General features: G+C 58.1%; 20 protein-coding genes. 18 read left to right on the forward strand and 2 right to left on the reverse strand.

From position 1 onward, the window contains the following. From trpA to ACUZ79_RS08315, 18 genes are all read left to right on the forward strand, one after another. Positions 1-768, forward strand: coding sequence for a tryptophan synthase subunit alpha (trpA, locus tag ACUZ79_RS08230; RefSeq protein ID WP_240826055.1), 768 nt, complete (start codon positions 1-3; stop codon positions 766-768). Positions 769-976: 208 nt separating this feature from the next. Beyond that, positions 977-1252 carry a DUF2325 domain-containing protein gene (locus ACUZ79_RS08235; RefSeq protein ID WP_022659208.1) on the forward strand — a complete coding sequence of 92 codons (276 nt, stop codon included), beginning with the start codon at positions 977-979 and terminating at the stop codon, positions 1250-1252. Positions 1253-1688: 436 nt separating this feature from the next. After that, the gene (gene feoB / locus ACUZ79_RS08240; RefSeq protein ID WP_449251287.1) at positions 1689-3920 is read left to right on the forward strand and encodes a ferrous iron transport protein B; all 2232 of its coding nucleotides are present in this window, start codon (positions 1689-1691) and stop codon (positions 3918-3920) included. 122 nt (positions 3921-4042) lie between these two features. Further along, positions 4043-4531: a thermonuclease family protein gene (locus ACUZ79_RS08245; protein WP_240826053.1), complete on the forward strand. Its 489-nt coding sequence runs from the start codon at positions 4043-4045 to the stop codon at positions 4529-4531. Positions 4532-4562: 31 nt separating this feature from the next. Continuing rightward, positions 4563-4985, forward strand: a complete 423-nt coding sequence (locus ACUZ79_RS08250; protein ID WP_022659212.1) for a hypothetical protein — start codon at positions 4563-4565, stop codon at positions 4983-4985. Between the two features lie 2 nt (positions 4986-4987). After that, positions 4988-5518, forward strand: a complete 531-nt coding sequence (locus ACUZ79_RS08255; protein WP_449251288.1) for a 3'-5' exonuclease — start codon at positions 4988-4990, stop codon at positions 5516-5518. Between the two features lie 224 nt (positions 5519-5742). Continuing rightward, positions 5743-6156 (forward strand): flagellar basal body rod protein FlgB, encoded by a 414-nt coding sequence (flgB, locus tag ACUZ79_RS08260; protein WP_240824573.1) that lies wholly within the window; start codon positions 5743-5745, stop codon positions 6154-6156. Between the two features lie 72 nt (positions 6157-6228). Beyond that, positions 6229-6666, forward strand: coding sequence for a flagellar basal body rod protein FlgC (flgC, locus tag ACUZ79_RS08265; RefSeq protein ID WP_240824572.1), 438 nt, complete (start codon positions 6229-6231; stop codon positions 6664-6666). Between the two features lie 207 nt (positions 6667-6873). Beyond that, complete coding sequence (gene fliE / locus ACUZ79_RS08270) at positions 6874-7320, forward strand: flagellar hook-basal body complex protein FliE (RefSeq protein ID WP_449251289.1); 447 nt, start codon at positions 6874-6876, stop codon at positions 7318-7320. A 315-nt stretch (positions 7321-7635) separates the two neighbouring features. Continuing rightward, entirely contained in the window at positions 7636-9279 is a 1644-nt protein-coding gene (gene fliF / locus ACUZ79_RS08275) for a flagellar basal-body MS-ring/collar protein FliF (RefSeq protein WP_240824571.1), read from the forward strand. Next, a complete protein-coding gene (locus tag ACUZ79_RS08280; RefSeq protein ID WP_449251290.1) occupies positions 9260-9463 on the forward strand; it encodes a flagellar M-ring protein FliF in 204 nt (67 codons plus the stop codon). Before fliF ends, ACUZ79_RS08280 begins: the two co-directional genes overlap by 20 nt. Positions 9464-9509: 46 nt before the next feature. Beyond that, the gene (gene fliG / locus ACUZ79_RS08285; RefSeq protein WP_240824569.1) at positions 9510-10505 is read left to right on the forward strand and encodes a flagellar motor switch protein FliG; all 996 of its coding nucleotides are present in this window, start codon (positions 9510-9512) and stop codon (positions 10503-10505) included. Positions 10506-10542: 37 nt separating this feature from the next. Continuing rightward, positions 10543-12162, forward strand: coding sequence for a FliH/SctL family protein (locus tag ACUZ79_RS08290; protein ID WP_449251291.1), 1620 nt, complete (start codon positions 10543-10545; stop codon positions 12160-12162). A 6-nt stretch (positions 12163-12168) separates the two neighbouring features. Next, complete coding sequence (locus ACUZ79_RS08295) at positions 12169-13686, forward strand: FliI/YscN family ATPase (RefSeq protein ID WP_240824567.1); 1518 nt, start codon at positions 12169-12171, stop codon at positions 13684-13686. Between the two features lie 166 nt (positions 13687-13852). Continuing rightward, on the forward strand, positions 13853-16495 hold the full coding sequence (locus ACUZ79_RS08300; protein ID WP_449251292.1) for a PEP/pyruvate-binding domain-containing protein: 2643 nt from the start codon (positions 13853-13855) through the stop codon (positions 16493-16495). Next, positions 16495-18198: a sensor histidine kinase gene (locus ACUZ79_RS08305; RefSeq protein WP_449251293.1), complete on the forward strand. Its 1704-nt coding sequence runs from the start codon at positions 16495-16497 to the stop codon at positions 18196-18198. The genes ACUZ79_RS08300 and ACUZ79_RS08305 overlap by 1 nt, the downstream gene beginning before the upstream one ends. 50 nt (positions 18199-18248) lie before the next feature. Beyond that, complete coding sequence (locus tag ACUZ79_RS08310) at positions 18249-18626, forward strand: response regulator (RefSeq protein ID WP_449251294.1); 378 nt, start codon at positions 18249-18251, stop codon at positions 18624-18626. Between the two features lies 1 nt (position 18627). Continuing rightward, positions 18628-21240 carry a PEP/pyruvate-binding domain-containing protein gene (locus ACUZ79_RS08315; RefSeq protein WP_449251295.1) on the forward strand — a complete coding sequence of 871 codons (2613 nt, stop codon included), beginning with the start codon at positions 18628-18630 and terminating at the stop codon, positions 21238-21240. A gap of 330 nt (positions 21241-21570) precedes the next feature. Here ACUZ79_RS08315 and groL read toward each other — a convergent pair whose 3' ends face one another. Continuing rightward, complete coding sequence (gene groL / locus ACUZ79_RS08320; protein ID WP_192112017.1) at positions 21571-23223, reverse strand: chaperonin GroEL; 1653 nt, start codon at positions 23221-23223, stop codon at positions 21571-21573. Positions 23224-23265: 42 nt separating this feature from the next. Beyond that, positions 23266-23553, reverse strand: a complete 288-nt coding sequence (gene groES / locus ACUZ79_RS08325; protein ID WP_022659228.1) for a co-chaperone GroES — start codon at positions 23551-23553, stop codon at positions 23266-23268. Between the last annotated feature and the right edge of the window lie 110 nt (positions 23554-23663).

Below are 23663 nucleotides of genomic sequence, written 5' to 3' on the forward strand. Positions count from 1 at the left end.
ATGAATATTCTTGAACAGAAAATCCGCGATGCCAAGGCAGCCGGTCGTCCGGCGCTGATTCCCTTTTTGACGGCGGGCTTTCCCGATCAGTCCACCTTCTGGCCCACGCTGATGGAACTGGACGAAGGCGGCGCGGATATTATCGAAATCGGCGTGCCCTTTTCCGACCCTGTGGCAGATGGCCCGGTGGTGGAAGAAGCCTCGCGCCGCGCCCTGAGCGATGGCGTAAGCCTGCGTGGCATTCTGCAGGAACTCATTGAACGCAAGGGGCTTATTCAGGCTGGCGTGGTGCTCATGGGCTATCTGAATCCTTTTCTGCAATATGGCTATGAAAAGCTGGCGCGGGATGCCGCGCGCGGCGGCGTGCACGGTTTTATCGTGCCTGATCTGCCCTATGAAGAAGCCGGGCCGTTGCGTGAAGCCCTGAAAAAGGAAGGCATTGCCCTCATCCCTCTGGTTGGCCCCAATACCAGCGCCGAGCGCATGGCCCTCTATGACAGCGTGGGCGAGGGCTATGTGTACGTGGTTTCGGTCATGGGCATCACTGGCGAGCGCAACGACCTTGCGCCCCAGGTGGCGGTGACCATGCGGCGTGCGCGGTCTGCCTTCAAGCTGCCGCTGGCCCTTGGCTTTGGCCTGCGCGAGCCTTCGCAGCTTGAGGCTCTTTCGCCCGATGCTCGGCCCGACGCCGTTGTTTTCGGCAGCGCCCTGCTCAAGCATATTGATGCTGGCAACAGCGCCGCAGAATTTCTGGCCCGCTGGAAGTAGCTGAGAATAGAAGCGTTTTTCTTGTTCTACGCACAAAATGAGGGCGCTTTTCCACAGGGGAGAGCGTCCTTGTTATTTATATTGAAATTTATTTTCAAAAATATTATCCAGACCTCTTGACTTTGAAATTCGTTTTCAATTAAAAGAAGGGCACAGAGCAACCCCACCCGCGCAAAATCGAGCAGTGCGGCAAAAGACGGAGGATCATATGTGCGTAACCCTGATAGGCGGTATGGACCGACTGAAAAAAGATTACATGGCAGCGGCAGAGCAGGACGGACATTCCCTGAAATTCATCACGCGCAATGAGCGCAATTTTGTGGACAAAATCGGCAACCCTGACGCAATGATCGTGTTCACCAACAAAATTTCGCACGAAGCCAAGCGCAAGGCCGTTCAAGTGGCGCGCTCGCGCAATATCCCCTTGCAGATGGTTCATTCGTGCGGCGTGTCTTCCTTGCGTGAATGCCTCAAGGGCGCATAGGCTGCTGAAGGAGAGTTCTCTAATGCAGAACTGCCAACCCGGTGACGGGAAGGGAGGCCGCTGACCAAGGTCGGCGGCCTCCTGCTTTTTGAGAGCAAGGCCAGGGGAACCTCTGTGGAGGAGGCTGACTGTGGTGCTCCTGTTCTGACATAGACTCAATTGGGTTGAGCAAAGTTGCGTAAAATTGATGACCAGCGCTTGACATTTATGGAGCAGGTAGCTAAATCAATCAGGACTTTGGAATTGAATTTCAATTTTTTGAGCAGCCCTTTCAGAGGACCCGTCGGCAGGATCGACAAAAGGTCAGGTAAAGCAAGCCGTATGGCGGCAAGGCTGCTGGCAGGTAGGCTGGTATGAACAAATTTTTGTTCGCGGTAATGGCTGGGATGTCGCAAGCGCGGCGTCAGTCTGTTTATAGCATGGGGGAGGTTCGTGCATGAGCGCGGTTCGGCAGTTTAATAATCCCGATGATGCCAATTTCAACGCTGATGGAAAGCTGCGGATAGCTCTTGCTGGCAATCCCAACTGCGGCAAAACAACGGTTTTCAACGGCTACACTGGCGCGCGCCAGCATGTGGGCAACTATCCCGGTGTTACGGTTGACAGAAAAGAAGGGCACATCACCGTGGGCGGCAAGCACGTTACCGTGGTTGACCTGCCCGGCACGTACTCGCTGACCGCCTATTCCATGGAAGAACTGGTGGCGCGTCGAGAGCTGGCGGCTGGCAACGTGCAGGCCGTCATTGACGTTGTTGACGCCTCGGCCCTTGAACGCAACATGCTGCTTACCGTGCAGATGCTCGAAATGGGCATTCCCGTGGTGCTTGGCTGCAACATGATGGACGAAGCCCGCGCCGCAGGCATCCATATTGATATGGAGCGCCTTGGCGAGCTGCTGGGTATCCCCGTGCTGCCCATGGTGGCCCGCTCCGGCGAAGGTCTGGATGAAGCCATGGCCGTAGCCATGAAGCTGGCGCAGGCTGGCAAAGCCAATGCCCTGCGTATTTCTTACGGCAGCGATATTGACCCCGTGTTGCTGGACATGGAAAAGAACATTGCCGACAATGGCCTGCTGGCCCAAAAGTATATGCCTCACTGGGTTGCCCTAAAGATGCTTGAAGGCGACAGCGAAATCATGAGCGAGGTTCGCGCCGCCAATGCCGCTCTGGCCGAAGAGCTTGAGGGTATGCGCAAAAAGGCTGCCGCTCATGTGCGCAGCACGCTCAACGGCAATCTTGAATCCATCATCACAGATTACCGTTACGGCTTTATCCGCAGCCTGCTGCGCGACGGCATCGTGACCCAGGATGCCGGCAAGGACCGTCTGGCCCTTTCCGACAAGCTGGACAAGGTGCTCACCAACGCCTTCCTTGGGCCGCTGATCATGATCGGCGTGCTCTACCTCATGTTTCAGGTGACGTTTACTGTGGGCGATTACCCCAAAGGCTGGGTTGAAGACGGCTTTAAATGGTTGGGTGATACCTGCACAATGCTGCTGCCCGAGGGCTTTGCCCAGTCGCTTATTGTGGACGGCATCATCGCGGGTGTTGGCGGCGTGGTCAGCTTTGTGCCGCTCATTCTCATCATGTTTGCGCTTATCTCCTTTATGGAAGACAGCGGCTACATGGCCCGCGTGGCCTACATGATGGACCGCATCTTCCGCTTTTTCGGCCTGCACGGCGCATCGGTCATGCCCTATATTATCGCTGGCGGTATTGCGGGCGGTTGCGCCATCCCCGGCGTCATGGCAACCCGTACCCTGCGCAGCCCCAAGGAAAAACTGGCAACCCTGCTCACGCTGCCCTACATGACCTGCGGCGCAAAGCTGCCCGTGTTTTTGCTGCTGGCCGGGGCATTCTTTCCTGACAATGCCCCCACGGTTATGTTTCTTATCATGATAACCGGTTGGGTCATGGCTCTGCTGGTGGCGCGCCTGCTGCGCTCTTCCATCGTCAAGGGCGAGGCCACTCCCTTTGTTATGGAGCTGCCCCCGTACCGCATGCCTACCCTCATGAGCCTTTTGCTGCACTGCTGGGAACGCGCCTGGATGTACCTCAAGAAGGCCGGTACCGTGCTTGTGGCCATTTCTATCCTGATCTGGGCCGCCATGACCTTCCCCGGTCTGCCGGAAGACAAGTCCGCCCCCTTTGACGCCCAGATTGCCCAGCTTGAGGAAAAGATCGCGGCTATCCCTGAAGGTGACGAAGCCCGCGCCCCCATTGAAGATGAACTCGGCAACGTGCGCAACGAGCTTAAGGAAGAAGCCTTGGCCTTTTCCGTGGCAGGCCGTCTTGGCAAGGCTGTGGAACCCGCCACGCGCCCCATGGGCTTTGACTGGCGCACCGACATAGCCCTGCTGGCCGGTGTGGCCGCCAAGGAAGCTGTTGTGGCCACCATGGGCACTGCCTATGCCATGGGCGATCAGGATCCCGAAGACGCCGCTCCTCTTGCGGAACGTCTCAAGGGTGATGAAGCATGGTCAAAGGCCACTGCACTTTCCCTGATGCTCTTCGTGCTGCTGTATTCCCCCTGCTTTGTGGCCCTGGTGGTCATTCGACAGGAGGCTGGCAGCTGGGGCTGGGTGGCGTTCAGCATTGTGTTCAACACGGCTCTGGCCTTTGCTGTAGCCACAGCCGCCTACCAGATAGGACGCACTGTCTGGGGGTAGCAATACTGTTTGATTTCTGATTCCCCTCCTTGATGCCTGTGCCGCCTGCCTTGACAAAGGTCTGGCGGCACAGGCATTATCTGCTGGCGCACATTTGCAGGCCTTTACCGAGGGATTCAGCAATGCTTAACCAGCTTTTTACAAGTATAATCCTTATGGTTCTGGCTGTGTCTCCATCTGCTGCGGCTACAACGTGGAATGCGTATGTGGTAAGAGTGGAAGACGGCAATACCATTTCAGTCAGCACCAAGAAAGACAGTGAAGAACCTGAGAAGGTGCTGGTTTTTTACGGCATTGAAGCTCCCAGTCTCAGGCAGCCTTACGGGCCTCAGGCGCTGGCCTATTTGCAGCGCATGATGCCCAAGGGAGCCAAAGTGGACGTTGAAGACGTGGGGCAGCTCGAAGCTGGCCCCATTACCGCACTTGTGCAGGTGGGCGGTGATTCCGTCAACTACAAGCTGGTGATGGAAGGTCTGGCCTGGGTGGACAGGCAGAAGTGCAGGGCCATTTTTTGCCGCCGCTGGCTTATTCAGGAACATCAGGCGGTATTGGACAGGCGTGGCATTTGGGGGTTGAACATTGGCACCCCCCCCTGGCAATGGACCCGCTGACACGCCGCCGTAACCCATAAAAGGAGCGCGTATGGAAGTTACAGGTTCCGAAGAACTGCGTAAATTTCTTGATTCCTGGCAGGATGACCCGCTTAACATCAAGAAATCATTTACGGAATACATGGATTTTCTGGCCGCGCACAGCAACATTTCCTTTACCTTCAAGGCTCGGCCCGGCGTAAGTTATTCCCTGCGCGCGCGCCACAGCGTGCAGACCGAACGTGTACTTTTTGTGCTGCTGGATGTGGTGGATGATGAACCGGCAAGCCGCTGGCTTTCCATTTGTTTTTATGACGAAATGGTCTCTGACCCTGGCGAAAAGGGCGACTTTGTGCCCGGCGGCCTCATGGGCGAAGATGCCCGTTGCTTTAACCTCGAGGACGACGATGCCGTCATGCGCGACTATATCAAGGCGCGTTTGGCCGAAGCCGCCCACAAAGCCGCAAAAGAGTAAGTGTGGTTTCTACAGATTTGAGCCGTAGTGTAGCTATTGATTTTGAAACGTCCGGTTACTCGGCCCACAGCGCTTGCGCCGTGGGCCTTGCTCGTATTGAGCAGGGCAGTGTGACCGATGTTTTTTACAGTCTCATCAGGCCGCCGTCATCGCGCGTGATGTTTACCGAGATCCACGGTTTGACCTGGCCCATGCTGAAGGATGCGCCCACTTTTGCCGAACTGTGGCCGCAGATAGAGGCCTTTGTTGAAGGGGCGGGCAGCCTGCTTGCGCACAATGCCTCCTTTGACAAGCGTGTGCTTGCCGCAAGTTGCCATGCAGTGGGAGTACAGGAACCCCGTGCGCCTTTTTTGTGCACGCTCAAAGGCTCCCGCCGCAGTTTGCCGCTTGCCTCCAAAAAGCTCAGCAGCGTGAGTGCCTACTTTGGCATAGCGCTGAACCACCACCATGCCGGTTCGGATGCGGAGGCCTGCGCCCGCATCTATTTGCAGTTGCGCGCTCTGGGCGTAACCGACGCACAGATGAAACTGTAAGCCGCAGTTCGTCCATTCCCGCAGATTGACCCCGCCCGGATTTACGGGCGGTTTTTTTTTGCGCTTGCGGTCTGGCCTGGCGGAACTGCCTGCATCTGTCAAAATACCGACCCTCTGCCCGTTCTTTTTTTTAACATGCTTTAATTACGTGATTTTTATGCTGTGGAACGCTTGTTGCTAAAGGCTTGGCAAGCAGATTTCCGTGAACCACGGGGGTACGTAGTATGAAATCAATGTTCAATATGCAGATAGGCCTTGTGGGCAAGGTCATGGATATGCAGTTGCAGCGGCAGAACGTCATCTCGGGCAATATCGCCAACGTGGAGACGCCCAACTACAAGCCGCGCGAACTGTCTTTTGAAAAAGAGCTGCAATCGGCCCTTGGTCTTGACGCAAGAGGGGAGATGACCCGCACGGAATCTTCTCACATGCCCACGGCTTTCAGGCCTGATTCTTTTGGGCCGGAATGGGATATGGCGATCAAGCCGCGTGTTGTTCACGGCGAGGACCGCGTGAATATTGATAAAGAAATGGCCAAGCATGCCAAGAACCAGTTGCAGTACACAGCGCTTACCCAAGTGATGAGCAAGTCTTTTGAAGGACTGAACAACATCATCCAGGATGGCAAGCAGTCCTGATTTTTGCCCGCAGCCGCGCCGCTTCCATACGCGGCATAAGAACCCCGGCAGCGGACAGTGTAGGAGGAAGCCATGGACTTCATGACGGCATTTGATATCAGCGCGTCCGGCCTTGCAGCCGACCGCACCCGCATCAACACCATTTCGATGAACCTTGCCAACGCCAAGACAACGCGCACGCCCCAGGGCGGGCCGTACCGTCGGCGTAGCGTGGTGCAGCAAACGGCTGATGTGGATGATCCTTTTTCCATCCACATGCGCTCGGCCCTCGACAGGGCGGTCCAGGGCGTGCGTGTTTCTGCCGTGACCATGGACAACCGACCCTTCAAGCGGGTGTACGAACCAGGCAACCCTGACGCCAATGCGGAAGGCTACGTCATGTACCCCGATATCAACGTGGTTGAGGAAATGGCCAACCTCATGACTGCCCAGCGCAACTATGAGGCCAACGTCACTACGGTGGATGCCGTCAAGGGCATGTTTATCAAGGCGTTGGATATTGGCCGCTAGGGTCTGTTACTAAATAATTATTGTGGTCGATCACTGCGTCATCCAGCATTTTTTACTCCAGGCATGGACAGAAAGCGTCCACTCCTGTCGTAAAAAAAACACTGCTTTACTTTGTCATCGGCGCAAAATCTTTTATTTGGAAGCAGCCCCTAAGGTATGACCACGGTTGCAGCATAAAAAAGTTTTTTTTGGAGCGCGGAGGTTGTTATGAGCATTCAGGCAGTTGGCATGCGGGCGTACAGCGAGGCAGTGCAGAATTTCAGCAAGGTGCAGAGCACCCTGCAGCAGGGCGGCTCCATCGGCGGCCAGACCCAGTTTGCCAAAACTCTTGACCAGAGCCTTTTGCGTGACAGCGTTGACCGGGGCGAAAATTTTGGCGCCCAAGCGGATTTTATCAAATATCCCACGCAGGCGCACACGCCGGTGACGCCGCAGAACAGTTTTTCCGGCACCATCAAAAGTTCGCTCAACAAGGTTAACGAACTGGACAACTTTAAAAATACGGCTATCGAAGATTTCGCCGCAGGCCGCACCCAGAATGTGCACGAACTCATGATCACCATGCAGAAATCCAGCATGGCCATGAAGCTGACCTCTGCCGTGCGCGGCAAGGTGCTTGAGGCCTATAAGGAAATTTCCCGCATGCAGTTCTAGGAAACTGCGTGAGCACCTGTTCCAGCCTGGCGCGGCGCGTTTATTTACGTTGCGATACGCCCGGGCAGGTATAATTTTTCAAATTCCAGCTTTTCCTTTCCGCGCGTGATACTCCTGAACGCCGAATCCCCCACTGGCTTTGCCCTGGGGGATTCGGCGTTTCTGGCGCAGTGTCACAAATTTGAACGAGTCGGCGGGAATTTTTAAAAATACTGTAATTGCAGTGTGTTAAAAAGTGGCATGGCAATTGCTTTGCCAGGGCATATGCCCGGCCAACGTGCCGGAATTACGCCACGTCTTCGCAGGAGCAACCATATGCCGGCTTTTCTTATGCAACTTGTCAATTCCATCAAGGCAGTCTGGGCCCGAATGAGCGTCGCGCAGCGCGTGATGGTTCTGGGTGGATTTGTCTTCATCAGCTCTGCGGCCATTGGCCTTTCTGTCTGGGCCTCGCGGCCCGACTTGAAAGTGCTGTATTCCAACCTCAGCGCCGAAGACGCCAGCGTTGTCATCAAGTCGCTTCAGGCCGACAAGGTCATGTATCAGCTTACGGACAACGGAAAAACCATTCTTGTTCCCAAGGAAGTTGTGTATGATGAACGCATCAAGATTGCAGGCGAAGGCGGTCTTGTGGGGCAGGGCATTGGTTTTGAAATTTTTGACAAGGTCAAGGTAGGGCAAACCGACTTTGTGCAGAAAATAAACTACACCCGCGCCTTGCAGGGTGAACTTTCGCGCACCATCAGCGAATTCCCCAATGTGGAAAGCGCGCGCGTGCATCTGGTCATTCCGCACCGCAGCCTGTTTGTGGAAGAACGCCAGTCCCCCTCTGCCTCGGTTGTGCTCAAGCTCAAGCGGCCCAACCTCAAGCCTGACCAGAAAGAAATCAACGCCATCCTCAACATGATGCTCATGGCTGTGGAAGGGCTTGATAAAACGCATGTTTCCATTTCAGACAATGGCGGCAAGGTGCTGTATCAGCCGGAATCAGACAGCCTCGCCGGTGCAAGCACCACCCAGATGGAACACCGCCAGCAGGTGCAGCGCAACCTTGAACGCCGCATTGAAGAAATGTTGCAGCCCATGTTTGGCCCTGGCCGAGTTATCGCCAAGGTCAACGTGGATATGGATTTCAGCCAGCGCACCATCCGCCGCGAACTGTTTGACCCCGAAAAAACCGCAGTACGCAGCGAGCAGCGCAGTGAAGAAACCCAGCAGGGCCGCTCGAATCTTGAGGGCGGCTCGCCGGACGCCAACTTTCGTGGTGATGGCATAGCCGGATCTGTTTCACAGCAGAACGGCAGCCGCGAAACCCGCACCACCAACTACGAAATTAACAAGGAAGAGCAGCAAATCGTATCCAATGTGGGCGATTTAAAGCGCATGACGGTTGCAGTCCTTATCGATGGGACGTATGAAAAGACCAGCGGAGCGTGGACATTTGTGCCGCGCAAGGCCGATGACCTTGAGCGAGTGCGCCAGCTTGTTACCAATGCCGTGGGTCTGGACAAGGCCCGTGGCGATGCTCTGGAAGTAAGCTCCGCTCCGTTTACGGATTCCGAGCCGCCCAAGGATCCCAATTTTGCCGAAATGCTGGCCGATTATGCCGAACGGCTGGGCAAGCCCCTGCTCAACGCGCTGCTGGCCTTCTTGTTCCTCATGCTTGTGGTGCGGCCTGTGGTTCTGGCCCTCATCCGGCCCAAGGTTGAAGCCGGTGAGATGATTGAGGGGCTTGAAGGCCTGCCCGCAGCCGAAGAACAGCTGGCTCTGTATGAGGCTCTTGAAGAGGCCTCCAAGGCAGATGATGAAATCGGCGCGGACGAAGAAGACGATGAACTGGTTTTCAAAGATATTGAAGCCTTGAAGTCGCACATTTTCACCCTTTCTGATAATCATATGGAGCAGGTGGTGATGCTGGTGCGCGGCTGGATGAAAAACGATGAAACAGCTACCGCCTAAAGCATCAAACCGTCAATTGACGGAAAGCAGCTCGACGCTCTCGCAGCTCAAGGCCTTGCGCCTTGCGCAAAAAGAAAGCAATCAGCGCGTTGAGGAATTGAAAATGCGGCTCTTCCACATTACCGAGCAGCATATGGATCAGGCCGTGCGGCTTATCAAGCGCTGGCTTGCAGACAAGGAATGAGCAACCCCGAGCAGCCTCGTGCGGATCTCGGTGAAGGAGTAGGGAGATGGAGTTGACCGGCAAACAGCGTACTGCAGTGCTGCTGCTCGCCATGGGCGACAAATTCACGGCTGACGTGTTCAAACGCATGGACCGGCAGGAAATAGCCGACATCTCCAGAGCTATCGTGGAATTGGAGCCTGTGCCGCGCGAAACAGTCGAAGAAGTGCTGCGCGAGTTCCACGAATCGCTGGTTGAAGGCGTGGATATGATCACGGGCGGCAGCGACACGCTGAAGCGTCTGCTGGTCAAAAACCTTGATCCTGAAACCGCCAAGTACGTTATGGACTCCCTGAGCCTTGAAACCGGCCCCGCGCCCTTCCGCGAGCTGGAATCGGTCAGCCCCAAGCTGCTTTCACAGATTCTGCGCAACGAGCATCCGCAAACCCTGGCTTTGATCATTGGTCATCTGCATCCGGATCAGGCCGCCAATTTATTGACAAACCTTCCCGCAGGTGTGCGCGCAGAGGTGCTCATGCGCCTTGCGCGGCTTGAAGCCGTGCCGGAAGAAATGCTCATGGAAGTGGACAAGGTGCTCACAAGCCAGCTTATCGCCATGGGCGGCAAGGAAGGCAAAAAAGTGGGCGGCGTGCAGTCTGTGGCAGAAATTCTCAATGCTGTGGACCGCGCCACAGAAGAAGAAGTGCTCTCCGAAATCGAAGAAGATTCCGCGCAGATGGCCGAAGATATCCGCAACCTCATGTTTGTCTTTGAGGACTGCAAGAATATTGACGACCGTGGCGTACGCGAAATGCTGAAGGAAATTTCCAACGAAGATCTTACCCTGGCCCTGCGCGGTGCCAGCGACGACCTCAAGGAAAAATTCTTCAAGAATATGTCGGAACGCGCGGGCAACATGATTCGCGAAGAACTGGAATTCATGGGGCCAGCCAAACTCTCGGACGTGGAATCGGCCCAGCAGAATGTCGTCAAGATCGTGCGGCGGCTTGAAGGCGAAAACAAGCTTGTCATCAGCCGTGGCGCTGGCGACGTGTTTGTGTAGCGGCCAGCCGCAGAATCTGTAACCATCGGAACCCGGCATGGCGTCAGACCAGTTGCGCAAAAAATGGGGCACCATCTTCATGGGCGAGCGCGAGGCTACACCTCAGCAGCTTGACGCCATGCAGGAACCCTTGCTCCGTGAACGCGCCCAGCACCAGCAGCAGGAGGACTATCTTGCTCGGGTGCGCGCCAGGGCCGAGCAACGCGCGCGCGAAATTCTTGGCGCAGCCTATGCCGAAAGGCAGAAGGTTCTGGAGGAGGCCGGGGCAGAGGCTCAGGCCCGCGTGGAGCAGTTCACGCGCGAAGCGAAAGAGCTGAAGGCTCAGGCGCAGGCAGAACTGGCCGAGGCCGAGGCCGAGCACGGCAAGGCCCGTGATCTGCGCGAAGAAGCCGAGTTTATCCGCAGCAATGCGCATAATGAGGGCTTTCAGGCGGGCATGGAGCAGGCCGGGGCCGAGCTTAAGGAGTTCCGCGTCGATGTGGGGCAGATGCTCGGCAACATGCTGCGCGCTCTTGAGGCGCAGCGGCACAGCCTTGGTGAAGCCTGGCGCGACGAACTGGCCGAGCTGGCCCGCGTGGCCGTTGAGGCCGGAACTGGCTGGATTTTGCAGGCAGAACATCAGCGCATTTTGCAGAATCTGGTCTTTGGTTCCCTGCAATTGCTGGAAGACCGCGCCACCGTGAGCATCCGCGTGCACCCCGATGACGAAGACACCGTGAGCGACCTGTTTCGGGCCGCCCGCGAGCGTGTGCCCGAACTGAGCCAGTGGATCGTGAACGGCGATCCTTCTGTTGAGGCTGGCGGCCTTGTGGCCGAGAGCGTCAGCGGTTCGGTGGAAAATCTGCGCGAACATTACCGCGAAATGGTCAACGGCATTCTGGAGCATCTGACCTTGCCGCCGCGCTCAGAGGAAGAAAAGGCGGGGGAAGAGGTGAGCGCCACCGCTGCGCGTGAATCTGCGCGGCTGACGCAAGTCGTGCCCGAGGCTGCACCTGTGGTGGAGCCAGAGCCTGAACTGCCCGTTGAGCCTGTCGATACGATGGGCCAGCCGGAACTGTTGCCAGAACATCTGGCAGAACATTCTGCTGAAACTCTGGCGGCTGATACCTCGCCGGAATCCGGGCCGGAATTTGCGCCCGAATCTGCACCAGATATGGCCCAAGGTGCGCTGCCAGAGCAGGCCGCTTTTGTCGGTCAGGATGGCGCTGGCCTCGCTCATGACGAAATTTTGCCCGCATCCGGGCCTGTTGATGTGGCTGCTGCCGCTGAATCTTTTGAGCAAGGGCAGGAACCTGCGCCAGTTGATGTTGCCGCACAGCCAGATGCCGTAGTTCCTTCTGCCAATGCCTCGCCCGAAATAATGCAGGATTCCATGCCCGAACCCGGAGTGCAGGCAGACGAGCAGGTTGCAGAATCATCCCCGGCCCCGATGGCGCAGCCTGTTGATGGTATTGAAGGGCAGCCCGTGCAGGAGCAGGCTCCGCAACCTGCCCATGCTCAGGCAGCGGAGCTCAACGCCAATCCCAGCCTTGCCGAGCTTGAGGACGAGTTATTTCCCCTGCCGGAAGAGGAAAAGGAACACGTCTCGCAATCTTCTTCCAGCGTCTTTGTCAGCGGGGGCTTCCTGCCCGGCTCGGGCAACGGCCAGCAGGGATAGCCAGCCATGAAGCTTGACCCTGATTCCTGCATAAAGCTGCTCAAAACAAGCACCCCTGTTCGTCTCTACGGCAAGGTCAACAAGGTTGTGGGCCTTGTGGCCGAGGGCAGCGGTTTGCGCGCGCCCCTTGGGGCCGTATGCCATATGCTGCCCGATGAAGGCGACGACGGCATCGCCGCAGAAGTTGTGGGCTTTCGCGAGGGCAATCTGCTGTTCATGCCCTATGGCGACATGCGGGGCATCCGTCCCGGCAGCCGTATCCGCAACACAAGTCTGCCCCCGGTATTCCCGGTAGGGCCGGATTTGCTGGGCCGCGCCTTTGACGCTTTCGGTACCCCGCTGGATGCCGGTGCGCCCATAAGTGCGGAACTCTACGTTTCACCTCTTCCAGCGGGGGAAAGCTCCAGAGAAGATTTTCTCCGCCAGCAGGAAGAGCAGCGCCCCTTTGTGCCCCACTGGCTTGAGGAGGCCCGCAAAAACTGGAATCCGGAGCTGGTGCCCATCTATGCCGATCCGCCAAGCCCCCTGCAACGCCCGCGCATTACCGATATTCTTGATGTGGGCGTGCGCTCGGTCAACAGCCTGCTGACTCTTGGCAAGGGGCAGCGCGTGGGCATCATGGCCGGTTCGGGCGTGGGCAAATCCACGCTCATGGGCATGATGGCCCGCTACACCCGCGCTGATGTCAACGTCATTGCCCTCATTGGCGAACGCGGGCGCGAAGTTGTGGAATTTATGGAGCGCGACCTCGGCCCCGAGGGCATGGCCCGCTCCGTGCTGGTTATCGCCACGTCAGACCAGTCTCCTCTTGTGCGTATGCGCGCGGCCTATGCCGCCACGGCTGTTTCGGAATATTTCCGCGATAAGGGTATGGACGTGCTGCTGATGATGGACTCCGTAACCCGTTTTGCCATGGCTGCCCGCGAAGTGGGGCTGGCTGTTGGCGAGCCGCCCACCACCAAGGGCTATACGCCCTCGGTTTTTGCCCAGTTGCCCAAGCTGCTGGAACGGGCAGGGCGTTCCGCCAAGGGGACCATCACAGGGATTTATACCGTACTTGTGGACGGCGACGACTTTAACGAACCCATCGCCGACTCCGTGCGTTCCATCCTTGACGGGCATATTGTGCTTACCCGCGATCTGGCCGATCAGGGGCATTTTCCCGCCATTGATGTGCTGCGTTCCATCAGCCGTCTGCGTTCCGACATCTGCGACCGGCAGGATGTTCTCGCGGGCCGTGTTGTCACCCGCTGCATGAGCACCTTCCGCCGCGTGGAAGACATGATCAACATCGGCGCCTACGCCAAAGGCTCCAATGCGGAGATTGACGCGGCCATTGCCAAGATGCCGGACATCAACGCCTTTTTGCGGCAGGATGTGGGCGAACCCCAGTTTGTGGAGCAGTGCATGGCCCAAATGCGCGCTCTGGCCGATATGGATGATGGCCAGCAGGGCGATCCCCAAGGCAATCCGCAGGGCGGCATGCCTGTACCGCAACAGCCCAACGGCGTTGCGCCGCTGTAGTTTTATCCATAATTTTCTTTTCCACATTTGTTTTTTTGAGAATGGGAATTCTGTCACATGCAGCTTGAAGGCGGCTTAGTGCTGTGCTAGGTTCAATGTGTAACTGTTGGCGCTGCGCGGTTTTTTGCGTTGCCCCAGGTTTACAGCCTTATCTTGTGGAGCCGCCATGTCCCTGAGCCGTCTGTTGGGCTTTTTAACGCGAGGCGCCCGCCGGGGCGACGAAGCCGTTTCCTCTTCTTCCGTCAGCGCGGCGGAGGAAGCCCAACGCTTTTTTGCCTTGCGGCACCACTCCTTCCGTCTGTTTCTCACGGCATGGAACGCCTTTCAGGAAACCATGACCGATCTGGAATACACGCTTTGCTGCGATCATCCCTTTGGCCTGTATCGTGTGCGGGCGCTCTGTACCTCTATGGCCACTCAGGTTTTTCAGTGCATCAAGCAGCTTGAGCGGCTTGATCCCGCGCCTTGCCCGGCCCTTTACGCACGCTTTGGCGAATTGCAAAAGCTGGTGGCGGAAGAAGTGTACGAGCCGGAAGCCTGCCTGCTCGGGCCGCTGGTTGTTCCCCTGTGTCAGGACGATGCCGGATGCCTGGCCGCTCTGCACAGCGAGGGGCGGGTGCTGGTGGATCCTGCAACCGCCCGGCTTGAGAAACTGCGCCCCATTTTCCCCGGTGCTGTGCCGCAGGGCTTTGTGGTCACGGCGGCGGGGTGTCAGCACTATTTTCAGAGCGGCGACCTGCAAAGCGAGATCAACCGCTGCATTCAGGCTGCTGGCGGCCTGGCCCCCAACCATCTTGCGCGGCTTTCCAAAAAGTTGGGCGCGCTGGTGGAGGGAACCCCCCTGCCGGAAGACCTTGCTTCTGCCATCCTTGAGCAGGTGCAGCGTTTACGTGGCCTTTGCAGCAAGCCCATGCAGCTTTTGCTGCGCGGGCGCGTATGGCCGCCTGCCGCAGGTGAGGGCGAAGGCTGCGGCGTTGTGCTGTGGGGGCCGCCTGTTTCGTTGCAGGCGCATGACGATGATATTTTGCGCGCGGTGCGCGTAACCCTGTCCAGCAAGCAGCGCGCTCAGGCTCTGGTTTACCGTCGTGCGCGCGGGCTGACAGAAGGAGGGGCTGGCGTCTGCCTCACCTGTATGGCGGTGGATGAGGGCTGTTTTGGCGGCATTGCCCAGTCATCTGCGCCATTGACCCCGCACAGCGAAAACGTGCATGTCTACGGATGCGCGGGCCTGCCGCAGGAGGTGGAGTATTCCACCATGCCTGTTGACGCCATAAGTGTTTCGCGCGCGGCGCCGCACACGGTGACAGACCGCCGTCCTTATAAAGCCAAGCGCCCGGTGCTGGACGATGCCACCGCCGTACGTGCCGCAGAACTTGCCCTCGCAGTGGAAGAAGCCGCCGGAAGGCCCGAGGTGCTCACCTGGGCATGCAACCCCGAAGGCCATGTTTTTATGCTCATGGCGCGCCCCATGTCCTTGCCGCAGGAGGAAGACCCCGCCTTGCCGGTGCCTGCCTTGCCTGAACCGTCCAGGGCGCTGGACGATGCCCTGCTGCTGGAAGGGGGATTTACTGTCAATCCGGGCCGCGTATCCGGCCCTGCCTGGGTGGCCCGCCGCTGGGAAGACGCGCGCAGGTTCCCCACCGGCGGCATCCTTGTGGTGCCGGACGACAACTACATCTGGGGTTCGCTCATTGACCGCGCCGCCGGGATTGTGGCGGAGCGCGGTTTTCAGGGGTCGCGTCTGGCTTCGCTGGCGCGGGAGTTCGGCAAGCCCGCCATCTTTGGCCTTAAATGGGCCACGGAAGTGGTGGAAAGCGGTCAGCGCATCACCCTTTGCGCTGACCTGCGCACAGTATACGAAAACCGGCAGGATTCCCTGTTGCCCAAGGTACCTCCGGGCAAGGACTATATGCCCGGCAGCCCCGTATACCAGATTTTGCAAACCGCCTCCCGCCGCATTCTGCCCCTGACGCTTGAGGTGGACAGCGTGGACTTCAAGGCGGCTAACTGCGCAACGTATCACGACATTGTGCGCTATTGCCACGAAAAGGCCGTGAGCGCCATGTTCAGCCTTGGCTCGGAAAAAAAGTACGCCCCGCAACGCATCAAGCAACTGCGCGACAAGGTGATCAAACAGTTCTGGGTGGTCAACCTCAGTGATGGCTTTGTGCGTACCCCCAGCGGGCCTGTCATTGACGTGGAAGACATTGCCTCCCTGCCCATGCTGGCCTTGTGGCAGGGCATGAACGCCCACCCCTGGCAGGGGCCGCCGCCTGTGGACGGCAAGGGGTTTCTTTCCGTGCTTTTTGAGGCCACGGCCAATCCCAATCTGGATCCTGCCGCGCAGACGGCGTATTTCACTGAAAAAAATTATTTTCTTATCTCCAGCGATTATTGCAGCCTGCATTCCCGCTTTGGCTTCCATTTTGTTTCGGTTGAGGCGCGCCTTTCAGAGCGCACCAGCGAGAACTACCTGAATTTCCAGTTGCGCGGCGGCGCTGCCGACATTGAGCGCCGTATTCTGCGGGTACGCTTTGTGGCCGATATTCTTTGGGAGTTCGGTTTTTCACCCGTTGTGCGCAATGATGCCGTGAGCGCCACGCTCAAGGATATGGACAAGGAAGAAGGCGAGCGCCTGCTGGCGGTGGCAGGGTATATGACCATCCACACCCGCCAGCTCGACATGATCATGCAGGACCCAGGCCAGGTTGCGGCCCGCCGCCAGGAAATGCTGGCCCACTGCCGGGCGCTTTTCAGGGGGGAATCCCTGGCTGGCGTTGCTGATTCTCCATCCCAGGAGGCCCGTTAATGTCGTCCACCGTGCCTGCATCCCACAGAGGCTACAGGGCCATATACCGCCGTTTGCTGATAACGCTGCTGCTCATGGCGCTTACGCCGCTGGCTGCTCTGGGGATGTTTTGTCTGGACAGGCTCAGCGCCATCTATGACGAAAAAATCACTGCGGGCATTGAGGCTGTCATCAGCAGCAAGCACCGCGCCCTTGATACCTTTATGGTGGAGCGCATCGCGCAGGTCAAAAATCTGGCCTTCACCCACCCATATTCTGATCTCAGCAATCCAGCGCGCCTGAGCGAAATTTTCAGCGTAATGCAAAGCAACAGTCGCTCGTTTGTTGATCTGGGCATTATCGGTATGGATGGTCGCCATGTTTCCTATGTGGGGCCGTTTGACCTGCGGGACGCCAATTATTCCGAGGCCCCCTGGTTCTCGGAAGTGCTGCGCAAGGGCGTGTATGTCAGCGATGTATTCATGGGCTACCGCCACGTGCCGCACTTTATCATTGCCGTGCTGCGGCACGAGGGCGGGCGCACCTTTATCATGCGCGCCACCATCGACATGGACGCCATTGACGCCCTGTTGCGGCGCATATACTCCGGCCCGCACAGTGACGCATTTATCGTCAGCAACACTGGAGTGTTGCAGACGGGTTCGCGTTTCTACGGCTCTATTATGGGTAACTTTGCCCTGCCGCAGGAAAATCTGACCCGCAACAATGTGGTTACCATGCGATCGGTCGTTCCCAGCGGGGAAGAAATGCTGGTGGCCATGATGCGGCTGGATTCCATGCCCTGGGTGCTGGTGGTCATGGATGATGTGCGCGACAGTCTCAAGCCCCTGCGTCAGCTCAAGGCGCTGATACTCTTTTTTACACTGCTTGGCGGCGCGCTGACCTGCATGGGCGCGGAGCTGTGCACCCGGCGGCTTGTGGCTTCGCTTGAAGCCTCGGATCAAAAGCAGGCCCACATTGACGCGCGCATGTTGCAGTCAAGCAAGATGGCCGCTCTGGGCAAGATGGCGGCTGGCGTAGCGCACGAAGTCAACAATCCCCTGATGCTCATTCAGGAAAACGCGGGCTGGATACGCGACCTTCTAGACGATGAAGACCCGTCAACCATGAAAAATTACAAAGAAATTTTCGATAGTACGGAGAAAATCGAGCAGCACGTCAAGCGCGCCAAGGGTATCACCCAGCGCATGCTGGGCTTTGGGCGGCGCATGAATCCGGGCCGTACGGAAATTCTTATCAGCTCCCTGGCAGATCAGGCCGTGGAGATGCTCAAAACCGAAGCCGCCAACCGCAATATCGCCATCGTGCGGCAGTACGATGCGCATGTTCCCGTAATTTTGTCCGACCCGGCCCAGCTTGAACAGATATTCATCAATGTGATAGACAATGCTATTGATGCCATGGGCAAGAATGGCACCCTGACCGTCAGCACGCAGCCCTGGCGTGCCGGAGTGCGCGTTTCCTTTACCGATACCGGGCCGGGCATGGATCAGGAAACCCTGCGGCAGATTTTCGACCCCTTCTTTACCACCAAGAAGGTGGGCGAGGGCACGGGGCTTGGCCTTGCCATCTGCTACACCATTCTTGAAAAGCTCGGTGGGCGCATAGACGTGCAGAGCGAACTTGGGCACGGCACCACATTCAATATTTTTCTGCCTGCGGAACCGCCGCAGCTCGCGCCTGAAGAAAGCGCAGAAGCATAATACCACTAGGCGGCCCCAATGGGGCATGCTGCCATATGAAGGAGGCCTCCATGCGCGCATTGTTTGTGGACGACGAAGTGGAATTTCTGGAACTGATGGAAAAACGCCTTACCCGGCGCGGTATGGAAGTTGTAACCGCGCCCGATGGGCAGTCGGCCCTCGATCTGCTGGACCAAGCCCTGCAATCGGGCGAGATGTTCCAGATTGTGGTCATGGATGTGCGCATGCCTGGCATGGATGGTCTGGAAGCCCTGCGCCACATGAAGGAAAAAGCCCCCAATCTGCCTGTCATTCTGCTTACGGGGCATGCCTGCATGGGCGTGGCCGTGCAGGGGCTTGATCTGGGCGCGTATGACTACATGCTCAAACCCGTAGCCATCAGCGAGCTGATTATCAAGATGGAGGAAGCGGCCCGGTCCGCTATGTGACATGACGGTGCTCGACTGCCTGCGAAAGTGGCTGGGGCGCGATGGCTCGGGTGAGCCGGACGCGGAACAGCTTGCCCGTGAGGAGGCTTTCAAGGCCCACCTGAGGGAGCGTTGCACGCGCTTCCGCCGCTTGCTGTCGTCCAACAAGACAGCCCTTGAGGCCATGAGCGATGTGGAGGAGCACCTCTCTGGCGCGCAGCCTTTCGGCATGGATTATGTGCATGCCGTAAGCACTCGCGCCGTAACGGCGGTTTTTCAGATGGTGCGCGACCTCAACGCACTTTCAGATGAAGGCTACGAGCCTTTGCAGCAGGCCTTTGACCGCATTCGTGAGCAGATGCAGAATCTGCTTGAAGATCAGCCGCATCAGGACGGCCCCAATATCATGCCGCTTGGCGATATCCGCCTGCACCACATCACCCTTGTGGGCGGCAAGATGGCCAATCTGGGCGAAGTGGCGGCCCATGCAGGTCTGGACGTGCCGGACGGTTTTGCCGTGACGGTCAGCGCCTACTACCGCTTTATGGAATACAGCGGCCTGCACAGCGAACTGAACCGCCGCATTCAGGCTACGGATATGCACAGCCTGGATGAAGTTTTCAGCCTTTCTGCGGCATTGCAGCAGGCCGTGCTCAGCGCGCCGTTGCCGCCGGAACTGGAGCAGGAAATTACCGAGGCTGTGGCCGCCATGCAGCGCCGGGCCGGGCCGGGTCTTGCCCTTGCACTGCGCAGCAGCGCCGTGGGCGAGGATTCGCTTGGCGTCTCCTTTGCCGGGCAGTACCGCTCCGAACTTAACGTGCCGCCGGAAGAAGCCTGCGAAGTCTGGAAAGAAATTATCGCCAGCAAGTATGCCGTAACCGCCATGAGCTATCGGTATCAGCACGGTATCCCAGACGATGCTGCGCCCATGTGCGTGGGGGTGCTTGCCATGGTGCCAGCTGCCGCTGGCGGCGTGGCCTATAGCCGGGATCCTGTTGCTGCCGCGCGCGGGCAGGAACAGGTGCTGCTCAATGCCGTGCCGGGGCTGCCTCAGGCAGTGGTGGACGGCGCGGTTACACCTGATGTTTTTATTTTTACCCGCACCAATCCGCCGCAGCCCATAAGCAAGACTCTCGCCGGGCTTGCAGGTGTGCCAGCCAGCCTCACCGATGCGCAGGCCGCAGACCTTGCCCAGGTGGCGCTGGCGCTGGAAGAATACTACGCCGAGCCGCAGGATGTGGAATGGGCGCTTGATTCCCGCAATGGGCGTATTGTGGTGCTGCAAAGTCGCCCCCTGCACGAGGCGGATGCCGCCACTGAAAATCGGGCCGATGTTGCTGACGGTGCAGCGGTGGGGCCGGGCGAGTGTAAAATCCTGGCGGAAGATTTGCCTGAAGGCCTTTCCATGCTGGCTTGCGGCGGCGTTGCCGTAAGCCCCGGCGTGGGCATGGGGCCTGTGTTTGTGGCCCGCAAGGAAGCGGATATGCTTTCCTTCCCCAAGGGCGGTATTCTGGTGGTCGAACGGGCCTTGCCCCGCTGGGCCCCTCTGCTTTCGCGTGCGTCTGGCATGGTCAGCGAAACGGGCGGCATGGCGGGGCATCTGGCCTCTGTGGCGCGGGAATACCGCCTGCCTGCCGTGTTCAGCCTGCCCAATGCCTGTAGCCTGCTGGACAATGCCGGAGACGCCACTCTGGATGCCGTGCGCTGCGCCGTGTTTGCGGGGCTGAATCCCGAGCTTGCCGCTCAGGTGACGGAGCCGCCCAATCTCATGGAAGGCAGCCCGGTGCACCAGCGGCTTGAGGCCCTGGCGACCCTGATGGTTCCCCTGCATCTGCTGGACCCGGAATCACCGGAGTTTGCGCCGGAGCATTGCCAGACCCTGCACGACATTACCCGCTTTTGCCACGAGAAATCCGTACAGCTCATGTTTGAGGAGGGCTCGGACGTCAACCAGCGCATGGGCAAACAACTCAAGGCCGGGGTCAAGCTTCAGTACTGGATTGTGGACATGGGCGGCGGTTTCAGGCGGCATGTGGGCGGCGCGGTGGTGGATATCGCCGATATTGCCAGTACGCCCATGCTGGCGCTGTGGGACGGCATGGTGGCCGTGCCCTGGGCCGGGCCGCCTGCGGCAAGCGCCTCGGGCTTCATGAGCGTGATGATTGAAAGCACCATGAATCCGGACCTGGAAAGCACTGCGCCCAATGCCATGTCCAACAAAAACTTTTTTATTATTTCTGATAATTACATGATTTTGCAGGCCCGCTACGGCTACCACTTCTGTACGGTGGAAAGCCTTGCAGGCGCAAATAATCATGAAAATTTTGTGAGCTTCCAGTTCAAGGGCGGGGCCGCCGACCGCCAGCGCCGCCGCCTGCGCGCCCGCATGGTGGCTGACCTGCTGGAGGCGCATGGCTTCCGCGCTGACGTGAAGGACGATTCGCTCTTTGCCGTGGCGGAAAACTTCCCCGCTGCCGAAATTTTGCAAAAAACCCGTATGCTCGGCTACCTGCTCATTCACACCCGGCAGGTGGACATGATCATGCTTGAGCAGGAGCGCGCCGCAGCCCTCAGGGAAAAACTGGGCGGCGACATGGCCTCGCTGCTCGACAGACCTTTACCGTCGGGCAATTAGAGCAGGTTATGAATGATATGAGTTAACCGCATTGCAAGGTTTTTCCTGAAAATCCTTGATACAAAATGTGAACAGGCAGGCTTTTGCCTGCCGCAAGTAAAGGTTCCAGAGATATCTGCTCTGGTGGGGCACATTGAATTACCCTGTAGCGCTCACAACTGGAATTGTCTGGCCTGATTTTTCCCCTTTGTTTTCCATGAAAATTGACTGGTTGGTGCAAAGTCAGCCTACTCCTGCTTTCTGATAGCGCTCACTTCGTCAACGCAAAAAAGGCTCCCGCCGAAACGGGAGCCTTTTTCATTATTCAAGCGTATGAGCCGTAGGGCTGGCTTAGTACATGCCGCCCATGCCACCCATGCCGCCCATGCCGCCCATGTCGGGCATGGCAGGAGCCGCGCTCTTGGGTTCGGGCTTTTCAGCAATGGCGCATTCGGTGGTCAGCAGCAGGGAAGCCACGGAAGCGGCGTTCTGCAGGGCCGTGCGGGTAACCTTTTTGGGGTCGATAACGCCAGCCTTGATGAGGTCTTCGTATTCGCCGGTGGCGGCGTTGAAGCCGAAGCCGTCCTTGCCCTGGCGAACCTTTTCGACCACGATGGAGCCTTCAAAGCCGGCATTGTGGGCGATCTGGCGCAGGGGTTCTTCAATGGAACGGCGGATGATGTTCACGCCAGCAAGTTCGTCGTCGTCGGCGGGCTTGATGTCGTTCAGCACCTTGGAAACGCGGATCAGCGCAGTGCCGCCGCCAGGCACGATGCCTTCTTCAACGGCAGCGCGGGTGGCGTTCAGGGCGTCTTCAACGCGGTCTTTCTTTTCCTTCATTTCCACTTCGGTGGCAGCGCCCACATGCACAACGGCCACGCCGCCCACGAGCTTGGCCAGGCGTTCCTGGAGCTTTTCGCGGTCGTAGTCGGAGGTGCTGTCTTCGATCTGGGCGCGGATCTGCTTCACGCGGGCCTTGATGTCGTCGCCCTTGCCAGCGCCGTCAACGATGGTGGTGTTTTCTTTGTCAATGACGATGCGCTTGGCGGTGCCAAGTTCGGCAAGGGTCATGTTTTCAAGCTTGGAGCCGGTGTCGTCAGAAGCCACCTGGCCGCCGGTCAGCACGGCGATATCCTGAAGCATGGCCTTGCGGCGGTCGCCGAAGCCGGGGGCCTTCACGGCCACAACCTGCAGGGCGCCGCGCAGCTTGTTGACCACCAGAGTGGCAAGGGCTTCGCCTTCCACGTCTTCGGCGATGATCATGAGCGGACGGTTCACCTTGGCAACCTGTTCAAGCACGGGCAGCATGTCTTTCATGCTGGAGATTTTCTTCTCGGTGCAGAGGATGTAAGGATTGTCCATTTCGCAGACCATCTTTTCGGTGTTGGTCACGAAATAGGGGGAGAGGTAGCCACGGTCAAAGCGCATGCCTTCCACCACATCCATGGTGGTTTCCAGACCCTTGGCTTCCTCAACGGTGATCACGCCTTCCTTGCCCACTTTGGACATGGCTTCGGCGATGATGTTGCCGATGGTGGCGTCAGAGTTGGCGGAAATGGTGCCGATCTGGGCAATTTCCTTCTGGTCGCGGGTGGGCTTGGCCAGGTTGGACAGCTCGGCGATCAGGGCTTCAACAGCCTTGTCCACGCCGCGCTTGATGGCCATGGGGTTGCGGCCGGCGGCCACAAGCTTGGTGCCTTCGCGGTAGATGGCCTGGGCCAGAATGGTGGCGGTGGTGGTACCGTCGCCAGCGGCGTCAGAGGTCTTGGAGGCCACTTCCTTGACGAGCTGGGCACCCATGTTTTCGAACTTGTCGGTCAGTTCGATTTCCTTGGCCACGGTCACGCCGTCCTTGGTGATGACGGGAGCGCCGAAGGACTTTTCAATGGCGACATTGCGGCCCTTGGGGCCAAGGGTCACTTTAACGGCATTGGCGAGCTTGTCGACGCCACGGGCAAGTTTTTCACGGGCTTTAACGTCAAAAAGAATTTCTTTAGCGGACATTGGAAATTTTCCTCCTGAAATATAATTCGGCAGCAGTGGGAGTTAGTCAATAATGGCGAGAATGTCTTCTTCGCGCATCACAAGGTGATCAACGCCGTCCAGCTTGACTTCGGTGCCAGCATACTTGTTGAACAGCACCATGTCGCCCGCTTTCACAGCCAGAGCGACGCGTTCGCCATTTTCCCCAGCCTTGCCGGGACCGGCAGCAACAACCTGACCCTTGGAAGGCTTTTCCTTGGCCGTATCAGGGATAAACAGGCCACCGGCGGTCTTTTCTTCGGATTCAAGGCGTTTGACCAGCACACGGTCGTTAAGGGGCTTCAGCTTCATGACGTCAAATCCTCCCGGAAATGATATTATTATTGTCCATTTAGGACGCAGCAGCGGCCGCATCGCTGAGGCCGCGCTGGAAATATTGCGCGTTATGAACCGAAGCCAGT

Source organism: Desulfovibrio faecalis (assembly GCF_053570625.1).

Bases quoted from the DNA above. Each gene is read 5' to 3' on its own strand.
- ACUZ79_RS08310 (WP_449251294.1), top strand. From the start codon at position 18,249: ATGCGCGCATTGTTTGTGGACGACGAAGTGGAATTTCTGGAACTGATG.
- ACUZ79_RS08290 (WP_449251291.1), top strand. From the start codon at position 10,543: ATGGCGTCAGACCAGTTGCGCAAAAAATGGGGCACCATCTTCATGGGC.
- ACUZ79_RS08295 (WP_240824567.1), top strand. From the start codon at position 12,169: ATGAAGCTTGACCCTGATTCCTGCATAAAGCTGCTCAAAACAAGCACC.
- ACUZ79_RS08250 (WP_022659212.1), top strand. From the start codon at position 4,563: ATGGAAGTTACAGGTTCCGAAGAACTGCGTAAATTTCTTGATTCCTGG.
- ACUZ79_RS08305 (WP_449251293.1), top strand. From the start codon at position 16,495: ATGTCGTCCACCGTGCCTGCATCCCACAGAGGCTACAGGGCCATATAC.
- flgC (WP_240824572.1), top strand. From the start codon at position 6,229: ATGGACTTCATGACGGCATTTGATATCAGCGCGTCCGGCCTTGCAGCC.
- ACUZ79_RS08280 (WP_449251290.1), top strand. From the start codon at position 9,260: ATGAAACAGCTACCGCCTAAAGCATCAAACCGTCAATTGACGGAAAGC.
- fliG (WP_240824569.1), top strand. From the start codon at position 9,510: ATGGAGTTGACCGGCAAACAGCGTACTGCAGTGCTGCTGCTCGCCATG.
- groES (WP_022659228.1), bottom strand. From the start codon at position 23,553: ATGAAGCTGAAGCCCCTTAACGACCGTGTGCTGGTCAAACGCCTTGAA.
- ACUZ79_RS08235 (WP_022659208.1), top strand. From the start codon at position 977: ATGTGCGTAACCCTGATAGGCGGTATGGACCGACTGAAAAAAGATTAC.
- feoB (WP_449251287.1), top strand. From the start codon at position 1,689: ATGAGCGCGGTTCGGCAGTTTAATAATCCCGATGATGCCAATTTCAAC.
- fliE (WP_449251289.1), top strand. From the start codon at position 6,874: ATGAGCATTCAGGCAGTTGGCATGCGGGCGTACAGCGAGGCAGTGCAG.
- groL (WP_192112017.1), bottom strand. From the start codon at position 23,223: ATGTCCGCTAAAGAAATTCTTTTTGACGTTAAAGCCCGTGAAAAACTT.
- ACUZ79_RS08245 (WP_240826053.1), top strand. From the start codon at position 4,043: ATGCTTAACCAGCTTTTTACAAGTATAATCCTTATGGTTCTGGCTGTG.
- fliF (WP_240824571.1), top strand. From the start codon at position 7,636: ATGCCGGCTTTTCTTATGCAACTTGTCAATTCCATCAAGGCAGTCTGG.
- flgB (WP_240824573.1), top strand. From the start codon at position 5,743: ATGAAATCAATGTTCAATATGCAGATAGGCCTTGTGGGCAAGGTCATG.
- trpA (WP_240826055.1), top strand. From the start codon at position 1: ATGAATATTCTTGAACAGAAAATCCGCGATGCCAAGGCAGCCGGTCGT.
- ACUZ79_RS08300 (WP_449251292.1), top strand. From the start codon at position 13,853: ATGTCCCTGAGCCGTCTGTTGGGCTTTTTAACGCGAGGCGCCCGCCGG.
- ACUZ79_RS08315 (WP_449251295.1), top strand. From the start codon at position 18,628: ATGACGGTGCTCGACTGCCTGCGAAAGTGGCTGGGGCGCGATGGCTCG.